Origin of the sequence: Pseudonocardia nematodicida (assembly GCF_040105385.1) — a bacterium.
Taxonomy (GTDB): Bacteria; Actinomycetota; Actinomycetes; order Mycobacteriales; family Pseudonocardiaceae; genus Pseudonocardia; species Pseudonocardia nematodicida.
In genome coordinates, this window is sequence record NZ_JBEDNQ010000006.1 from 270,673 (window position 1) to 286,997 (window position 16,325).

The following is a 16,325-nucleotide window of genomic DNA, read 5'->3' on the forward strand; positions in this document are numbered from 1 at the left end:
CCGTGCACTCACCGATTTCGGCGGGGCGGCAGAAGTTATCACAGCGGCATCACGCCTCACACGGTGACGAGAAAGATCCTTTCGTCGGAGAATCACATCGTGTAACCATTCGGCGACGGCGAGAGAGAATTGCGTGCGGGTGCCCCCGCCTTCGGCACTTGATCGACCTCTACCTGCGCATTCGGTGGTGGCGCACGCGGACCGGGTACTCCGCCACCGACACGGGGAGTGGTCGGCGGGAGCCCGCCCCGCCGTTCCATCGGGCGCCGCTCCGACCCCGTTCGCAGCAGACCGGTGACGGATCGGCGGACACCCCGGAAACAGCCACCCGAACGATTATCCGATAGCGACGCCCGGGCCATCCCGACGATTGTCGATGTTCGGAAAGAACGGGCCGCCGTCGTCGCGGGACCTCCGTCCGTTCTGCCCGGTCCGCGTCGTTCACCCGTCCGCGTGACCCGGGCATCGTCCGTGACGGGCGAGGGCGGGAGCGCGCCGGCCCGGGACGCTGCGGGGATGAGCCGTTCCCGTGCGCCCGGCCCGTCGCCGTCCGTGAGCCCCTCGCGACCGGCGGCCGCCGGCGCGCGGCGGCGGTTCGCCGGGATCGGCGGAGGCGAGTTCGTCATGGGCTCGGACGAGGGCCCGCACGACGACGGCGAGGGCCCGCCCCGTCCGGTCCGGGTGGCGCCGTTCGCGATCGGGACCTGCGCGGTGACCAACGCCGAGTTCGCGGCGTTCGTGGAGGCGACCGGCCACCCGACGACCGCCGAGCGGCACGGCTGGTCGTTCGTCTACGCGGGCCGGCTCCGTGCCGACCTGCCGCCCACCCTCGCCGTGGCCGGAGCCCCCTGGTGGCGACGGGTGCCCGGGGCCTGCTGGTGCCGGCCGGAGGGCCCGGGATCCGACCTGGCCGGGCGGGCGGACCACCCGGTCGTGCACGTCTCCTGGCTCGACGCCTGTGCCTACGCGACCTGGGCCGGTGCGCGGCTGCCCACCGAGCGGGAGTGGGAGTGCGCCGCCCGCGGTGGCCTCCCCGGGCGGCGGTACCCGTGGGGCGACGAGCGCGAACCCGGCGGCGAGCGCCGGATGAACACCTTCGCCGGGGACTTCCCCGTCCCGGCACCGGGCACGGTGCCGGGACCGGTCGCCGTCGACACGTACCCCCCGAACGGGTACGGGCTGTACAACACCACCGGCAACGTCTGGGAGTGGTGCGCCGACCGCTGGACCGGCCCGGGTCCCTCCCGCCCCGCCCACCGGGTGCACCGCGGCGGCTCCTACCTGTCCGACGGGTCCCGCGGTGCCCGCTACCGCTGCAGTGCGCGCTCGTCACACGGTGTGGACGGCAGCGCGGGCCACCTCGGGTTCCGGATCGCCCGGGACCCGCAGGGTCAGACGCCGCGCAACGCCCGCCGCAGCTCGCCGCCGTGCACGACGATCGCGTAGATCACCAGGCAGTCGACCGCGATCACGATCAGCGCCCAGAACGGGTAGTACGGCAGGACGATGAGCTGGGCCACCCCGTTGAGCACGGCGAGGACCACACCGAGCACCAGCGCCCAGCGCATCCCCCGCAGGATGCCCGCACCGACCGCGATCTGGGCGATCCCGAGGATCGCGTGCACCCAGCCCCAGGTGGTCAGGTCGAACAGCAGCACCCCGCCCGGGATGACGGCGAACAGCTCGTCGTGCAGCACGGCGGTGAGGCCGTACACGAGGTTGAAGAGCCCGAGCATGATCACCATGACCCCGGCGAACCAGATCCAGCCCACCCAGGCACTCGGCGGTCCGGAGGTGTCCGTCCGGACGTGATGCGCTCCGGGGTCGCGGTCGATGGGGTCGCGGTCGATGGGGTCGCGGTCGGTGGCGTCGCGGTCGGTGGCACTGCGCTCCGTGCTCGACGGTCCGGTCATGGCGTCCTCCTCGCGTCGGGACCGCACCATGCCCGTCCCGCGGCCCCGGATTCGTCACCCGCAGGAGGTGAGGCGCTACCGGACGGATCGCTCCTAACGTCCCGGCCGCACCACCGGCGCGGTTCGAGGGGTCCGCGCCGGCGTCCACGACCGTCGATCACCGGGAGACACCCATGGCCACGCTGACCGTCTGGAAGTTCCCGACCGCCGACGGCGCAGGCCGGGCCGAGGAACGGCTCGAGGGTCTGATGAAGCAGGAGCTCGTCACCGTGCACGACGCGGCGACCGGGTCGTGGCCCGAGGGGCGACGCAGCCCCAAGACCCGGGAGATGAACAGTCTCGTGGGCGCGGGGGCGCTGGGGGGCGCCTTCTGGGGCCTGCTGTTCGGGCTGATCTTCTTCGTGCCGCTGCTGGGCGCGGCGGTCGGGGCCGCGTTCGGGGCCCTCGGCGGGTCGATGGCGGACGCCGGGATCGACGAGGACTTCATCAAGTCCGTCCGCGCGGAGGTCGAGCCGGGCACGTCGGCGCTGTTCGTCATGACCTCGGACGCCGTCCTCGACCGGGTCAAGGACGCGTTCAAGGACATGCCGATGACGCTGATCCGCACCAACCTGTCGCACGACCAGGAGGCCGCGCTGCGGACCGCGTTCGCCGACGCATGAGCGACGAGTGAGCCGGGGTGACCCTGCCGCTCCTGCCCGCCGGCTCACCTACGGCGCGGTGCTCGCGCTCGTCGTCGGGACCTACGCGGTCTCGCTGGCCCTGGACGGCACCGTCGGCACGGCGGTCGCGGCGCTGCTGCAGGTGGTGACGGTCCGGCTGTCGCTGATGCACTCGCGCGCGCGGCCACGGGTGCTGCGGTTCGCGTCGGCGGCGCTCGGCGCGGTCGTGGTGGCGGTCGTCGTCGTGCTGGCGCAGGCCGCGCTCGGGAATCCGCCGCCCGACGTGGTGGTGACCGGGCTCTTCACGCTGAACGCGCTGCTCTACCTCGTCGCGGCGCAGTCGATCCTGCGCGACGTGCTGCTCGCCGGCCGGGTGGACGGCGGCATCGTGCTCGCCGCGATCGCCGCCTACCTGCAGATCGGGATGGCGTTCGCGTTCGTCTACCTCGCCATCGCTTCGGTGACGACCGCGTTCACCACCCCGGTCGACGTCGACGACGTGCTGTTCTTCAGCTTCGTCACGCTGAGCACGACCGGGTACGGCGACGTGGTCGTCACCGGGTGGGTCGCGGAGACCACGGCGGTCCTCGAGATCGTGGTGGGGCAGTTCTTCCTGGTCACCGCCGTCGGGAAGATCGTCGCCGTGTGGGTGCCCCGGCGCAGCGGCGGTTGAGGCTCCACGCCTGACGCGACACCGGGCGCACAGTGGTGCGAACCACATCTACTCCCCGTTCCGAACGACACCTCACAAAGGGCGCCGCAGCGGCGGCGCCGTGGGCGTGGCCGACCCGGACGGGTGAGTGTCGATGAGCTCGGACGGTGCACGGAGCTCGTGGCGGCGGCCACTCGCCTGGTCGGCCGTGGCGACCGCGGTGGTGGTCGCCGTGCTCGCGGTGGCGCTGTCCGGTCCGGACGCCTCCGGCACCGGCGCGGGTCGCTCTGCGACGGAACCGCCCACCTGGGACCAGGTGCTGACCATCCGCGACGAGCTCGGCGCCGCCGCGCGGTCGAACGACTATCCCGTCGACCAGGCGACGCTCGCCGCCGTCGCCACCGCTCCCGGGCCGTACACCCCGCTCGGCCGGATCGCGTTCCCGACCACCGGCCTCGACGTCGAGTTCGGTGCCGGGGTGCAGCCGTCGGTGCTGGAACGCGGGCCGGGCCACTGGCCGGGCACCGCGCTCCCCGGCCAGGCCGGGAACATGGTCGTCTCCGGGCACCGGACCACCTGGACGAGCCCGTTCCGCGATCTGGACCTGCTCACCCCGGGGGATCCGATCGCACTCACCCCGCCGGACTCCGGCCCGGTCGTCTACCGGGTCGTCGAGACCACGACCGTCCCCGAGGCCGGGTACGCGGACTTCGTGCTCGGCCGGCCCGCCGATCCGGCGGCGCGCGTGCTGACGCTGTTCGCGTGCGCTCCGAAGGGGGACCGCACCCACCGCATCGTGGTGCGGGCGACGGCGCAGTCCCCGGGAGGGAGTTGATCCGTTGCCGGGGACGGCTGGGCGGCCCCGCAGCACCGACGCAGCGCACCACCATCAGCAGAGGACGTGTTCCGCCATGTCATCCCTCTCGAACCCGCCCGCAGGCCGCAGGCTGTTCGGTGGACGCCCGGTCCTGGGCTTCCGCCACGAGAGCAGCCGTCGCAACTTCATCCGGGGCGCCGCCCTGGTCGGCGTGGGCGCCTCGCTCGTCGCCTGGACCTCGACCGACGCGACCGCGTTCGCCCAGGACTCCGCGAGCGACCTGGACATCCTGAACTACGCGCTGACCCTCGAGTACCTGGAGGCCGAGTTCTACACCCAGGGCATCGCCGGCGACCTGCTGGCCGACCGCGAGCTCGAGCTCGTGACGCCGATCCGCGACCACGAGCAGGCCCACGTCACGGCCCTGACCGAGACGATCCAGGCGCTCGGCGGCACACCCGCCGAGAAGCCGACGTTCATGTTCCCCGGCGAGACCTTCGCCGACCGGGACGGCTTCCTCACCGCGGCCTCGATGTTCGAGGAGCTCGGGGTCATGGCCTACCACGGCCAGGTCCCGCTGATCCGCAGCGGCGAGATCCTCGGCGCGGCCGCGGCGATCGCCGGGGTCGAGTCGCGGCACGCCGCGGTGGTCGCCGACCTGCTGGGCACCGATCCGTTCCCCGCCGCGTTCGAGACCACCCGGTCCATGGACGAGGTCCTCGCGGCCGCCGGCCAGTTCATCCAGTCCTGAGAGGGAGGAACACGCCATGAAGCGTCGTGATCTCGTCCGAGGCGCCGCCACCGTCATCCCGGCGTCGGTCGCCCTGCAGATGCTCGGCACGAAGTTCGCCTTCGCCCAGGACACCGACTTCGACGGGCCCCTGGACGTCCTGAACTACGCCCTGACCCTGGAGTACCTGGAGGCCGAGTTCTACCGCCAGGGCAACGCCGCGGGCCTCGTCTCCGGGAAGGAGGCGCGCTACCTGGAGCAGATCCAGAGCGACGAAGAGGTGCACGTCATGGCCCTGACCGACACGATCAACGAGCTCGGCGGCTCGCCCGTGCCGGCTCCGGAGGTCGACTTCGGTGCCGCGTTCGACAGCCGCGCCGCGTACCTGGACGCCGCGTTCACCTTCGAGAACCTGGGTGTCTCGGCCTACCTCGGCGCCGCACCGTCGTTGTTCCAGGAGAAGGAGCTGCTCGCCGCGGCCGCGAGCATCTTCGGGGTCGAGGCCAGGCACGCCGCGATCATCGGTGTGCTGCTCGAGAAACCGGCCGAGAACGGTGTCTACATGGGAGCGACCGAGACACCGATGGGCCGCGAGGAGGTCCTGCAGGCAGCGGCGCCGTTCATCGTGTCGACGGTGACGGAGTAGCACCGGCCGGGACGGCCCGGATCGCCCGCAGCAGCGACGCGGTCCGGGCCGTCGCATATCGCGACACCGATATGTGTCCTGCGTCACTATCGTCGGCGTGCCATCCACCCTGCGACCGACGGAGCGAGCAGATGAAGGCACTCGTCTATCACGGCCCCGGAATCAAGGCCTGGGAAGACGTCCCGGACGCGACCGTGCAGGAGCCCACCGACGTCGTCGTGCGGGTGGAGACGACCACGATCTGCGGGACCGACCTGCACATCCTGCACGGGGACGTACCCACCGTCACCGACGGCCGCGTCCTCGGCCACGAGGCCGTCGGGACGGTCACCGAGGTCGGCGACGCCGTGACCGCCTTCGCCGCCGGCGACCGCGTCCTCGTCCCGGCGATCACCCGGTGCGGCCGCTGCGAGTACTGCCAGCGTGGGATGCCCTCGCACTGCCGGACCGTCGGCGGCATCGGCTGGATCCTCGGTCACCTCATCGACGGCACCCAGGCCGAGTACGTCCGCGTCCCGTACGCCGACACCTCGCTGCACGCGATGCCCGACGGCGTGCGCGACGAGCAGGCGATCTTCCTGGCCGACTCGCTGCCCACCGGCTACGAGGTCGGTGTGCTGGCCGGTCGGGTGCGGCCCGGGGACACGGTCGCCGTCGTCGGGGCCGGCGCGGTCGGGCTCTCGGCGATCCTGACGACGGGACTGTGGGGCGCCTCGAAGGTCGTCGCGATCGACTCGAACAAGTTCCGCCTGGAGAAGGCCCTCGAGTTCGGGGCGACCGACACCGTGGAGGCCGGACCGGGCGCCGTCGACGACGTGACGGCGCTGACCGACGGACTCGGCGTCGACGTCGCGATCGAGGCCGTCGGCTACCCGGAGACCCTGCTGACCGCCGCGTCGCTCGTCCGGCCCGGTGGGACCATCGCCAACATCGGCGTGCACGGCGCCCCGGTCGAGCTGCCGATGCAGGACATGTGGATCTCGAACGTGACGCTGACGATGGGCCTGGTCGACACCGTCTCGATCCCGACGCTGCTGACGATGGTGGCCGGCGGCCGGATCCCCGCCGAGCGGATGGGCACGCACTCCTTCACCTTCGACCGGATGGACGAGGCCTACGACGTGTTCGGCCACGCCGCCGACCACCAGGCCCTGAAGGTCGTGATCACGCCGCAGTGACCGGGTGCGGTCCCATGGAGACATGATCGTCACGACGACCCACCTCGAACAGCGGGACCGCTCCGAGCTCGTCCCGGCCCGTCCGCCGTCGGTGCCGGTGTCGGTCACGCGGGTCGAGGACGTCGCCCCCGAGTTCGGCCGGTTCCTCTACACCGCCGTCGGCGGCGACTGGCACTGGCGGGACCGGCTGGGCTGGACGCTGCGGCAGTGGACCGAGCAGCTGTCCCGGCCCGGGTCCGAGACGTGGGTGGCCTGGGTCCGCGGCGCCCCCGCCGGCTACATCGAGCTGGACGGCGTCGCGCACGACGACGGCACGCACACCGAGATCGCCTACTTCGGCCTGCTGCCCCGCCACATCGGCCTCGGGCTGGGCGGGCACCTGCTGGCGCACGGGATCGGGCAGGCCTGGAGCCTGCACGAACGCGGCGACGGCCTGCCCGCCGTGACCCGGGTGTGGGTGCACACCTGCACCCTCGACGGGCCGCACGCGCTGGCCAACTACCGGGCGCGGGGGCTGCGGGAGTACGCGACCACCGAGGCCGAGGAGGACGTCCCGGCCGTCCCGCCCGGGCCGTGGCCGGGGGCGCGCTGAGCGCGGCCCGTCACTCGAAGTCGATCACAGCCTTCCCGTGCACCGCTCCGTCGAGCAGCGCGCGCACGGCGTCCGGGCCCTGCTCGAGCCCGCCACGCCAGGCGGGCTCGGCGACCAGCGATCCGTTCCCGACCTGGTCGGCGAGCCAGGTGAGGTCGGGCCCGAAGTCCGGTGCATCCCCCAGGAAGGCGGCCCCCAGGAAGAACGTGACCAGGGACCGGTCGTGGCCGCCGTCGTTGCCGAACAGGTCGCCGTAGGCGAACGACTCGCCCTCGCCGGACGAGTGCCCGACCGCGACGAGCACGCCGTGCGGCCGCAGCAGCCGGAACGCCTCGACGAGCTGCCGCCCGCCCACCTGGTCGACCACCCCGTCGATGCCTCCCGTCACGGACGCCGGGCCGCCGACCACCTCGGTCGCCCCGAGCCGGCGCAGCTCCGCGGAGTACGTGTCCGGATCGGACGTCGAAGCCACGACCTGCGCTCCGGCGAGCCGTGCCAGCTGGACGGTGAACCGGCCGACCCCGCCGGTCGCACCGGTCACGAGCACCCGCCGCCCGAGGAGCGGGCCGAGGCGACGCAGGGCCCGCAGCGCGGTGAGGCCGGCGACCGGCAGGGTGCTCACCGCACCGGGATCGCTCCCGGCGGGCACAGCGCCCAGTGCGGTGGCCGGTACGGCCCGGAGCCGGGCCCAGGCCCCGTCCGCGCCGATCGACACCACCGGGGTCCCCGCCGGGGGCCCGGAGCCGTCGGCCGCCGCCCGCTCGACGACGCCCGCGGCGTCGGCACCGAGCACGGCCCCGTCGGGCGGACGCTCCATCCCCTCGGGAACCCGTCCGGCGAGGATCGCGACCTCGCCGTAGTTGAGCGACGCCGCCCGCACGCGCACCAGCGCCTCGTACGGTGCCGGCACCGGATCGGGCACCTCACCGACCCGGACACCGGACGCACCGGCACCGTCCACCACGAGCGCACGCATGACCGTCTCCTTCCGCGGGAGCCCACCGGCTCACGGGCGTGACCACATCGGGGACGAGTGGACACCGTGACGTCGCGGCATGGTCAACTCCCACCGGCCGCCCCGAGGATCGGTATGCGCCCGGAATTCGCACCATCGAGTGACGGGTGCACATTCCGCTCGCATTCCCGAGCCGGTTTTCACATGATCGAGTGAATTGCCCGTCGCACGCTTCGCCGGCGGGAGAGATCACGACACCCATTCCGCGATGCGAGACGTCTTCCCAGCTCAGCGCCTCATGACAGGGAGGTGCTACGGCGCCACCGACCGCGCGTTCACCCCCGGACGAGTGAAAATCGACCGCCCCCCGCCAACATCATCCGAAGAGAGATCGTTAACGTCGTGATCAGCATTCCGGACCGATACCGGTGGTGCAGGAAAACCAGGAGGATCTTCATGCGCAAGTCCGTGCGTACCCTGTTCGCGACCGCGATCGCCGTGCCGATGACCTTCGGCATCGCCGGCACCGCGTTCGCCGACGACTTCACCCAGGAGCAGGACCAGGCCACCAGCGGCACCGTCAGCAGCGACCAGGGCGCCAGCACCGGCCAGTCGAACACCAGCCTCGCGCCGGTCACCCAGGCCAACCCGGCCGTCAACGCCTCCGACATCCTCGGTCTGAGCGACTTCGCCAACGAGGACGGCGTGAGCTCCGAGGGCCAGTCGATCGTCCAGGACAACTCGATCGACTCGATGAACGAGCAGGGCAACTCGGCCTCCACCGAGCAGGCCCAGAAGAGCATCCTCTCGCAGCTCACCAGCCTCGAGGGCTGATCAGGACCCATCGGGTCCAGCGGGCCGGTCCGCCATCACGGCGGACCGGCCCGCTTTCTCGTTCCCGCCCCGGCACAGGGCGGTCGAACGAGGTCCGGACAGAACCGGACACCCCCTCGTGATCGAACACTTCTCCGTGGACGAACCGAGCCGCCTGGACCTCGCCGCGGCGACGCTCGCCCTGGCCACGACCGGTGCCCGGGATCCGTCCCGCGTGCTCGGCGGCCTGGTCGACTCCCTGCACCGGCTGTTCGGCGTCGCCGCCGGTGCCGCGCTGATCTCCGGCGGCACCGTCCACAGTGTCTCCTCCGCCGGCCCCGATGGCCCGCGAGCCGCGGTCTCGGTCGGCTTCGGCCAGGGGCCGGGCGGGGACTGCGCGCGGAGCGGGCGCCGGGTCGTCTGCGAGGACCTCACACGCGAACGGACCCGGTGGCTGGCCTTCGCGGCGAAGGCCGCCGCGGCCGGCATCACGCACGCCTGGGCACTGCCGATCCACGGCACGGCCGACGTCACGCTCGGGGCCCTGCTGCTGCTCGGGAACCACGACGATCCACCGGACCTGCGAGCCGCCGGCCTCCTGGCCGCGGCCACCGCATCCGCGATGGACCGCGCGGCCGAGTGGGAGAGCGTCGACCAGGAGCGCCGGCAGCTCCACACGGCGCTGCAGAGCAGGATCCCGATCGAGCAGGCCAAGGGCGCCCTCGCGGACCGGGCCGGGATCGACGTCGACGCCGCGTTCGGGCTGCTCCGCGGTCACGCCCGCCGGCACGGGCTCTCCCTGACCGAGGTGGCGCTGGCCGTGGTCGGCGGGGAGATCGACCCGGCCGCACTCGTCGCCGGACGGTGACGTGCCGCCGTCCCGGGTCCGGGGCGGCGGCACGTGTGGTGCGCGAGGTGCGGCGGTCAGCCGTTCGCGTCGCTGGTGTTCACCGGGCCGTTGACACCGGCCGGGAAGAACCCGCCCTCGGTCACCGAGTCCGGGTTGAGGTAGGCGATGTTGAGCACCTGGCCGGGGGTACGCGAGAAGGCGATCGAGTTCTCGTCGGCCGGCACGATGTTCGCGTCGCCGTTGCGGTCGAGGACGCCCTGGTCCAGATCGGACGGTCCGTCCAGCGAGTCCCGGGCGTCGGAGATCTGGCCGACCGCGTCGGCGGCGCCGCCCTGCAGCAGCAGGGTGCGGACCAGACCCGCGTGGTACGCCTCGACGGCCAGGATGCCGGCCGCCGCCTCGAGGAACGTCTTGTTCGACACCAGCGGCGACGCGCCCTTGTAGGCGGTGACCCCGACGTCCTCGAAGATGAAGGCGCCGAGCAGGAAGCTCGTCTCGTCCGCGAACGGGTCGAAGGTCTGCCCCGGCCCGATCAGCCCGGCCGCCATGGCGGCGGCGGTGAAGGCGTCCTGCAGGTCGATCGCGGGGCGGGCCACCTTCGCGTCACCGAGCGCGGAACGCAGGAAGTCGACGTGCGCCCGCTCGTCCTGGGCGATCTCCGCGGCGTACTGGCGGCCGAGCTTGGTCTCGAACTTCACCTTGTAGCCGCCGGTGACCGGGCCGAGCTCGCCCTTGCCGTCGATCTGCGAGTCCGCCAGGCCCTTGCCGGTGACCGCGCGCAGGTAGAACTCCGCCTCGAGGTACTCGAGGTTGAGCGCGAAGTTGAGCACCGCGGCGTCCGAGATGTCGTCCTCGGTGCCGGTGGTCGCGGACGCCACACCGGCGCCGAGCACGCCCAGGCCGGCCACACCGGCGCCGGTCAGACCGGCCGCGCGGAGGAACCGCCGGCGGTCCAGGCCGTTCTCGGCGCTCCGGTCGATCGAGTCGTGCAGGAACTTCTTGCTGAAACCGTGGAACACGAGGTCTCCTCGTGTCGGCCCGTCGGTGACGACCGGGGTCCGGGGTCGTCCAGGGGAGCGGGCGGGGCGGGACGCCGAAGCGGCGCCCTCACCCGGGACAACGACCCACCCCCGTACGGGTTACGCCCGACCGGGTGGCTCCGTAGCCGGACGTGTTCAGCCGCCCGCGGCGAGTGCCTCGTCGAGCGCGCCAGTCAGGTCGTCGTATGTCCGGGGCTCGAGGCGCTCACCGTTCACGAAGAACGTCGGCGTGCCCTGGACACCGAGCGCGATCCCGTCGGCCTGCTCGGCGCGGACCCGATCGGCGACGGCCGGGTCGGCGTAGTCGGCGTCGTAGCGGGCCATGTCCAGGCCGAGCTGCTCGGCGTAGCCGCGGAAACGGTCGTCCATCGGCACCTGCTGTTCGCCCCACTGCGCCTGGGTCTCGAACATCAGCGCGTACATCGGCTCCAGCCGGTCCTGGCGGGCCGCGGCCTCGACCGCGCGGGCGGAGCGCTCCGCGTTGAAGTGGCCGGGGCCGGGGAAGTAGCGGATCACGAAGGTGACCCGGTCGCCGTACTCGGCGCGGAGCTCCTCGATGGCGGGGTACACCGCACCGCACGCCTCGCACTCGAAGTCGAGGAACTCCACGAAGGTGACGGTCGCACCGGCGGGATCCGACAGCCGGTGGCTCTCCGGCCGGGCGGCGAGCGCGGCGGCGGCCTCGGTGCCGTCCGGCGCGGCGGGGGCGGTCAGCCGGGTCACGCCGAACAGGGCACCCACGACGAGGACGAACACGGCGACGACGACGAGGGACAGGCGGGCGTTGCGGGTCATGGGACGTGCGCTCCGGGGCAGGGGATCGGCGGCAACCTCTGGCGAAGTCATTCAAACATAGCTTAGTTTGTTGGAATGACCGCCGAGGTGCCCGGTACCTGCGACCTGCTCTGCCTGGATCTGCCCGAGGCCGAGCGGATCCGCGCCGCGCTGCCGCCACCCGAGCACGTCGATCAGGCGTCCGACGTCGCCCGCGGGCTCGGCGACCCGACCCGGCTGCAGGTCGCCGCCGCGTTGCTGGCCGGGGACGAGCTGTGCGTCTGCGACCTGGCCTGGGTGGTCGGGGCGTCCCAGGCGCTGGTCTCCCACCATGCCCGCCGGCTGCGGACGGCCGGGGTCGTGACCTCCCGCCGGGACGGTCGGATGGTGATGTACCGGCTCACCGAACGCGGTCGTGGCGTGTTGTCGGTGCTGCTCGGCGCCGGGGACGGGGCCGGCGCGGGCTGGGACGGCGCCCCGGGTGACGGCCGTGCCGCCGACCGTGCGAGCGGCTCCACCACGACCCGCGAGCAGCAGGCGGCCGGCCGTGTCTGACGTCTGCTGCGGCCCCGATCCGGACCGCACCGGCGGCGGCACGGCCGAGCAGCCCGACGACGGACCGGACCGGCTGTGGCGGGTCCGCGAGCTGCAGGTCGCCGCGGTCGCGGCCGTCCTCCTGGCCGGCGCCCTGATCGGCGGCCTCGCCGGGGCCCAGGAGCGGGTGGTGGACGGGACCCAGCTCGTCGCGGCGGTCGTCGCCGCGTCCTGCTTCGTCCCCGGTGCGCTGCGCGGCCTGCGGCACGGACGGGTCGGCGTCGGCCTGCTGATGACGATCGCGGCGGTCGGTGCGGTCGCCCTCGGCCAGTTCGCCGAGGCCGCACTGCTCGGTGTCCTGTTCTCGATCGCCGAGGGGCTGGAGCGCTACACGGTCGGCCGGACCCGGCGCGGGCTGCGCGCCCTGCTGGGGCTGGTGCCACCGACCGCGTCGGTGCTGCGCGACGGCCGTGAGGTCACCGTGTCCCCGGACGACCTGGGGGTCGGTGACGCACTCGTCCTCCGGCCCGGGGAGCGGGCCGCCACCGACGGCCGGATCCGCACCGGCCGCACCAGCCTCGACCTCGCGGCGATCACCGGGGAGTCCGTGCCGGTCGAGGCCGGCCCCGGCGACGACGTGTTCGCCGGCGCGATCAACGGCGGCTCGGCGATCGAGGTCGAGGTGACCGCTCCGGCCGCGGACAGCTCGCTGGCCCGCATCGTGCACGTCGTCGAGCAGGCCCGGGAACGCAAGGGCGCCGGTCAGCGGCTCGCCGACCGGATCGCCCGGCCCCTCGTCCCGGCGATCATGGTGCTCGCCGCGCTGGTCGCCGGCCTGGGCACGCTGTTCGGCGACGACCCGATGGCGTGGGTGGAGCGCGCCCTGGTCGTGCTCGTCGCCGCGTCCCCGTGCGCCCTGGCGATCTCGGTCCCGCTGACCGTGGTCGCCGCGGTCGGTGCGGCCTCCCGGCAGGGCGCGCTGGTCAAGGGCGGGGCCGCGCTCGAGGAGCTCGGCCGGGTGCGGGCGGTCGCGCTGGACAAGACCGGGACGCTGACCCGGAACCGGCCCGAGGTCGTCGGCGTGCTGACCACCGGAGCCGCGGATCGACGCGAGGTCGTCGCCCTCGCGGCCGCGCTGGAGGCCCGCAGCGAGCACCCGCTGGCCCGCGCGGTGCTCGCCGAGACCGACTCCCCGACCGGCGTCGGACCGGACGACGGGCCCGGCTTCCGGCCTGCCGACGACGTCACCGCCGTCCCCGGGAACGGTGTCACCGGAACGTCCGACGGCGCCGCGCTGCGGCTCGGCCGGCCCGGCTGGATCGACCCCGGCCCTCTGGCCGACGAGGTCGCGCAGCTGCAGGTCGCCGGGGCCACCGTCGTCCTGCTGGAACGCGACGGCACCCTGCTCGGTGCGATCGCCGTCCGCGACGAGCTGCGCCCGGAGGCCGCCGAGGCCGTCGCACGGATCCGCGACCTCGGGATCGACGTCGCGATGCTCACCGGCGACAACCCCCGCACCGCCGCCACCCTCGCCGGACAGGCCGGCATCGGCACCGTGCACGCCGGGCTGCGCCCCACGGACAAGGCCGGCCTGCTCGCCCCGATCGCCCGTGGCCGGCCGATCGCCATGGTCGGCGACGGTGTCAACGACGCGCCCGCCCTCGCCACCGCCGACGTCGGCATCGCGATGGGCGCCATGGGCACCGACGTCGCCATCGAGACCGCGGACGTCGCGCTGATGGGCGAGGACCTGCGCCACCTGCCCCGCACCCTGGACCACGCCCGGCGCTCGCGCCGGATCATGCTGCAGAACGTCGGGGGATCCCTGGCGATCATCGGGGTGCTGGTCCCGCTCGCCACGGTCGGCGTGCTCGGGCTGGCGACCGTCGTCGTGATCCACGAGGCCGCCGAGGTGCTGGTGATCCTCAACGCGCTGCGGGCGGCCCGGACCCGGCCCGACCCCGGTCTCGGGACCGCGGTCGCCGCCCCGGCCGGCGACCGCCAGGTGTCCGTCGGCGACGGTCCGTGCTGCGCGCCGGCGCCCCGGCGCGCGTCGCACCGCGCCCGTACATGAGGGGCCGGACCGGGTCGACGTCCTCGTCGTCGGCGCCGGGCAGGCGGGTCTCGCGACCTCCTGGGCGGGGTCGGCCGGGATGCCGCCGCCCTGGTCCGGGCCATCGCCGCGGGATCCGCCCACAGCGCGACGCGCACCGGTCAGCGCCCGTCGCGCCCGGTGGGGCAGGAGCGGTCCAATACAGACGTACCGTGACCCGTGTCGGAACCGGACGGTTCGCCTCCCCACGGACCACCGCGCCCCCGCTCCCCGCTACGGGTGCCACCGGCTCCGACCGACGGAAGGCGACCCACGGTGCCGAGGCGACACCCCGGCGGCGCGGCACGGATCCGGCAGTCCCCCAGCCGGCCCGACGTGCACCGCCCGCACGCGACCCCGGACGTCCCCGCGCGCCCGCGTCGCGGCGCCGGCGTCGTGGGGATCCTCAGTTCCGCGCTCGCCGGGAGCGCCCTGGTGGCCGGGCACCTGGAACTCGGGGACCGCACGGTCCACCTCGAGGACCTCGCACTGCAGGCGTTCACCGGCCCGGTCGACGACGTGGCGCGCGCACCCGGGCCGGAGCCGGCGGTCACCCCGTCCTTCCCGGACGGAGCGGTCCGCGCACTCGCCGAGCCGCCCCCGCCCGTCGACGTCGACGCCATCACCGGTGGCGCGCTGACCGCCGTCGACGACGCGGTGCGGGCCGCCGACGAGGGACGGACCGGGTCCTCGAGCTGCACCGCGGGCACCGACGGGTTCGGCGGCGTCACCGCCGCCACCGCAGCGGCCGGCGAGACGCTGCGCTGCATGTTCGGCGTGGACACGGTGTTCGGTGTCGCCGGCCGCGCCAACGCCTCCGACCACCCGCGGGGCAAGGCACTCGACTTCATGGTCGACGAGACGACCGGCGAGGATCTCGCCGAGTACGCCCGCGAGAACAGCGACGAGCTCGGCATCAGCTACATCATCTACCGCCAGCGCATCGACACCGGCGACGGCTGGGAGATGCAGGAGGACCGGGGCGGCGCGACCGCGAACCACATGGACCACGTGCACGTCTCCTTCCGCTGAACCCGGCCGGCCGCTCGTTCACCCCGCGGCTGCACGCACCGAGCCGCGCACCAGCACGCGCCCGGGTAGTCGTACGACCCCGCTCGACGCGGACGCCGGATCGGTCATCGCCGCGATCAGTTCCTGGGCCGCCCGGTGGCCCATCCCGGCCAGCGCGGGCGCGAAGCTGGTGATCGGCGGCTGCCACACCGCGAACCACTCCGGGTCACCGAGCCCGGCCAGCGACAGGTCGTCCGGGATCGCGATCCCCCGCTCGCCGGCCCAGCGCAGGGCGCCCATCACGAGCCGGGCGCTCAGCGCGACGACGGCGCCGGGCAGGTCGTCGGCGATCCGTTCCATCGCGGCCGCGCCCCCGTCGGCGCTGAACTCGGTGACGAGCACGCGGTACCGGGGTCCGGCGGCGGCGTCCTCCACCAGCCCGGCCGCCGTGGCGGCGCGACGGAAGCCGGTCAGACGCTCGGCGCTCGTGGACAGCTCGGGGGCGCCGACCAGGGCGACCAGATCACGGTGACCGGCGTCGATCACGGTCCGGGTGAGCTCGGCGACCCCCGCGATGTCGTCGCTGACGACGGCCGGCGTCGTCGCGGTCCGCGTGTGCCGGTTGAGCTGGACGACCGGCAGCCCGGGAGGTGGGGTCCCGTCCGGGTCGACCGGGACGTGCACGACGCCGTCGACCTGGCGGTCGAGCATCGTCTCCCAGGCCGCCTTCTCGGCGTCGGCGTCGTTGCCGGTGGCCAGGACCAGCAACTGGTAGCCGGCCGCGTGGAGGTCGGCCTGCAGCACGGCCGCGCTGGCCGTGTAGAACTCGTTGTGGATGTCGGGCAGCATCAGCCCGACGACACGGCTGCGCCGTTCGCGCAGCGCGCGGGCCGCGGCGTTCCGGCGGTAGCCGAGCTCGGCGGCGGCGTCGAGGACGCGTCGCTTCGTGTCCGGGTCGACGTACCCCTTCCCGCTGATCGCACGGGAGGCCGTACCGGTGCCGACCCCGGCCAGCCGGGCGACGTCCGCGAGGGTGGTCACGGGGTCGAACCTACTGGCCGGGGCC

18 protein-coding genes are annotated in these 16,325 nt (G+C 73.7%); 13 read left to right on the plus strand and 5 right to left on the minus strand.

What is annotated here, in order from left to right:
- The first annotated feature begins 516 nt into the window (after positions 1-516).
- On the plus strand, positions 517-1,446 hold the full coding sequence (locus WIS52_RS16615) for a formylglycine-generating enzyme family protein (RefSeq protein ID WP_349299165.1): 930 nt from the start codon (positions 517-519) through the stop codon (positions 1,444-1,446).
- Here WIS52_RS16615 and WIS52_RS16620 read toward each other — a convergent pair.
- The gene (locus WIS52_RS16620; protein WP_349299166.1) at positions 1,392-1,913 is read right to left on the minus strand and encodes a DUF7144 family membrane protein; all 522 of its coding nucleotides are present in this window, start codon (positions 1,911-1,913) and stop codon (positions 1,392-1,394) included. The genes WIS52_RS16615 and WIS52_RS16620 overlap by 55 nt on opposite strands.
- A gap of 173 nt (positions 1,914-2,086) precedes the next feature.
- Between WIS52_RS16620 and WIS52_RS16625 the strand changes: the two genes are divergently transcribed.
- From WIS52_RS16625 to WIS52_RS16655, 7 genes are all read left to right on the plus strand, one after another.
- Entirely contained in the window at positions 2,087-2,575 is a 489-nt protein-coding gene (locus WIS52_RS16625) for a DUF1269 domain-containing protein (RefSeq protein ID WP_349299167.1), read from the plus strand.
- Positions 2,576-2,582: 7 nt separating this feature from the next.
- Entirely contained in the window at positions 2,583-3,248 is a 666-nt protein-coding gene (locus WIS52_RS16630) for an ion channel (protein ID WP_349299168.1), read from the plus strand.
- A 187-nt stretch (positions 3,249-3,435) separates the two neighbouring features.
- A complete protein-coding gene (locus WIS52_RS16635) occupies positions 3,436-4,062 on the plus strand; it encodes a class E sortase (protein ID WP_349299169.1) in 627 nt (208 codons plus the stop codon).
- Between the two features lie 76 nt (positions 4,063-4,138).
- Positions 4,139-4,795 carry a ferritin-like domain-containing protein gene (locus WIS52_RS16640; protein ID WP_349299170.1) on the plus strand — a complete coding sequence of 219 codons (657 nt, stop codon included), beginning with the start codon at positions 4,139-4,141 and terminating at the stop codon, positions 4,793-4,795.
- Positions 4,796-4,811: 16 nt separating this feature from the next.
- On the plus strand, positions 4,812-5,420 hold the full coding sequence (locus WIS52_RS16645; protein WP_349299171.1) for a ferritin-like domain-containing protein: 609 nt from the start codon (positions 4,812-4,814) through the stop codon (positions 5,418-5,420).
- 131 nt (positions 5,421-5,551) lie between these two features.
- Positions 5,552-6,598 (plus strand): alcohol dehydrogenase catalytic domain-containing protein, encoded by a 1,047-nt coding sequence (locus WIS52_RS16650; protein ID WP_349299172.1) that lies wholly within the window; start codon positions 5,552-5,554, stop codon positions 6,596-6,598.
- 22 nt (positions 6,599-6,620) lie between these two features.
- Positions 6,621-7,190, plus strand: coding sequence for a GNAT family N-acetyltransferase (locus WIS52_RS16655; protein WP_349299173.1), 570 nt, complete (start codon positions 6,621-6,623; stop codon positions 7,188-7,190).
- 10 nt (positions 7,191-7,200) lie between these two features.
- On the opposite strand, the gene WIS52_RS16660 is transcribed toward WIS52_RS16655, so the two are convergent.
- Complete coding sequence (locus tag WIS52_RS16660) at positions 7,201-8,166, minus strand: zinc-binding dehydrogenase (protein ID WP_349299174.1); 966 nt, start codon at positions 8,164-8,166, stop codon at positions 7,201-7,203.
- A 435-nt stretch (positions 8,167-8,601) separates the two neighbouring features.
- On the opposite strand from WIS52_RS16660, the gene WIS52_RS16665 reads away from it, so the two are divergent.
- Both WIS52_RS16665 and WIS52_RS16670 read left to right on the plus strand, forming a co-directional pair.
- Positions 8,602-8,979, plus strand: coding sequence for a hypothetical protein (locus WIS52_RS16665; protein WP_349299175.1), 378 nt, complete (start codon positions 8,602-8,604; stop codon positions 8,977-8,979).
- A 136-nt stretch (positions 8,980-9,115) separates the two neighbouring features.
- The gene (locus tag WIS52_RS16670) at positions 9,116-9,826 is read left to right on the plus strand and encodes a GAF and ANTAR domain-containing protein (protein ID WP_349299176.1); all 711 of its coding nucleotides are present in this window, start codon (positions 9,116-9,118) and stop codon (positions 9,824-9,826) included.
- Between the two features lie 56 nt (positions 9,827-9,882).
- Here the strand turns inward: WIS52_RS16670 and WIS52_RS16675 are convergent, their stop codons facing one another.
- Positions 9,883-10,827, minus strand: a complete 945-nt coding sequence (locus WIS52_RS16675) for a ferritin-like domain-containing protein (RefSeq protein ID WP_349299177.1) — start codon at positions 10,825-10,827, stop codon at positions 9,883-9,885.
- Positions 10,828-10,983: 156 nt separating this feature from the next.
- A complete protein-coding gene (locus WIS52_RS16680; RefSeq protein ID WP_349299178.1) occupies positions 10,984-11,643 on the minus strand; it encodes a DsbA family protein in 660 nt (219 codons plus the stop codon).
- A 75-nt stretch (positions 11,644-11,718) separates the two neighbouring features.
- Between WIS52_RS16680 and WIS52_RS16685 the strand changes: the two genes are divergently transcribed.
- From WIS52_RS16685 to WIS52_RS16695, 3 genes are all read left to right on the plus strand, one after another.
- Positions 11,719-12,177 (plus strand): ArsR/SmtB family transcription factor, encoded by a 459-nt coding sequence (locus WIS52_RS16685; RefSeq protein WP_349299179.1) that lies wholly within the window; start codon positions 11,719-11,721, stop codon positions 12,175-12,177.
- Positions 12,170-14,230, plus strand: a complete 2,061-nt coding sequence (locus WIS52_RS16690; protein ID WP_349299180.1) for a heavy metal translocating P-type ATPase — start codon at positions 12,170-12,172, stop codon at positions 14,228-14,230. Before WIS52_RS16685 ends, WIS52_RS16690 begins: the two co-directional genes overlap by 8 nt.
- A gap of 294 nt (positions 14,231-14,524) precedes the next feature.
- A complete protein-coding gene (locus tag WIS52_RS16695) occupies positions 14,525-15,280 on the plus strand; it encodes a hypothetical protein (protein WP_349299181.1) in 756 nt (251 codons plus the stop codon).
- 18 nt (positions 15,281-15,298) lie between these two features.
- Here the strand turns inward: WIS52_RS16695 and WIS52_RS16700 are convergent, their stop codons facing one another.
- Positions 15,299-16,300 carry a LacI family DNA-binding transcriptional regulator gene (locus WIS52_RS16700; RefSeq protein WP_349299182.1) on the minus strand — a complete coding sequence of 334 codons (1,002 nt, stop codon included), beginning with the start codon at positions 16,298-16,300 and terminating at the stop codon, positions 15,299-15,301.
- Positions 16,301-16,325: the final 25 nt, after the last annotated feature.

Bases quoted from the DNA above. Each gene is read 5' to 3' on its own strand.
- WIS52_RS16680 (WP_349299178.1), bottom strand. From the start codon at position 11,643: ATGACCCGCAACGCCCGCCTGTCCCTCGTCGTCGTCGCCGTGTTCGTC.
- WIS52_RS16655 (WP_349299173.1), top strand. From the start codon at position 6,621: ATGATCGTCACGACGACCCACCTCGAACAGCGGGACCGCTCCGAGCTC.
- WIS52_RS16625 (WP_349299167.1), top strand. From the start codon at position 2,087: ATGGCCACGCTGACCGTCTGGAAGTTCCCGACCGCCGACGGCGCAGGC.
- WIS52_RS16660 (WP_349299174.1), bottom strand. From the start codon at position 8,166: ATGCGTGCGCTCGTGGTGGACGGTGCCGGTGCGTCCGGTGTCCGGGTC.
- WIS52_RS16620 (WP_349299166.1), bottom strand. From the start codon at position 1,913: ATGACCGGACCGTCGAGCACGGAGCGCAGTGCCACCGACCGCGACGCC.
- WIS52_RS16645 (WP_349299171.1), top strand. From the start codon at position 4,812: ATGAAGCGTCGTGATCTCGTCCGAGGCGCCGCCACCGTCATCCCGGCG.
- WIS52_RS16685 (WP_349299179.1), top strand. From the start codon at position 11,719: ATGACCGCCGAGGTGCCCGGTACCTGCGACCTGCTCTGCCTGGATCTG.
- WIS52_RS16640 (WP_349299170.1), top strand. From the start codon at position 4,139: ATGTCATCCCTCTCGAACCCGCCCGCAGGCCGCAGGCTGTTCGGTGGA.
- WIS52_RS16615 (WP_349299165.1), top strand. From the start codon at position 517: ATGAGCCGTTCCCGTGCGCCCGGCCCGTCGCCGTCCGTGAGCCCCTCG.
- WIS52_RS16665 (WP_349299175.1), top strand. From the start codon at position 8,602: ATGCGCAAGTCCGTGCGTACCCTGTTCGCGACCGCGATCGCCGTGCCG.
- WIS52_RS16650 (WP_349299172.1), top strand. From the start codon at position 5,552: ATGAAGGCACTCGTCTATCACGGCCCCGGAATCAAGGCCTGGGAAGAC.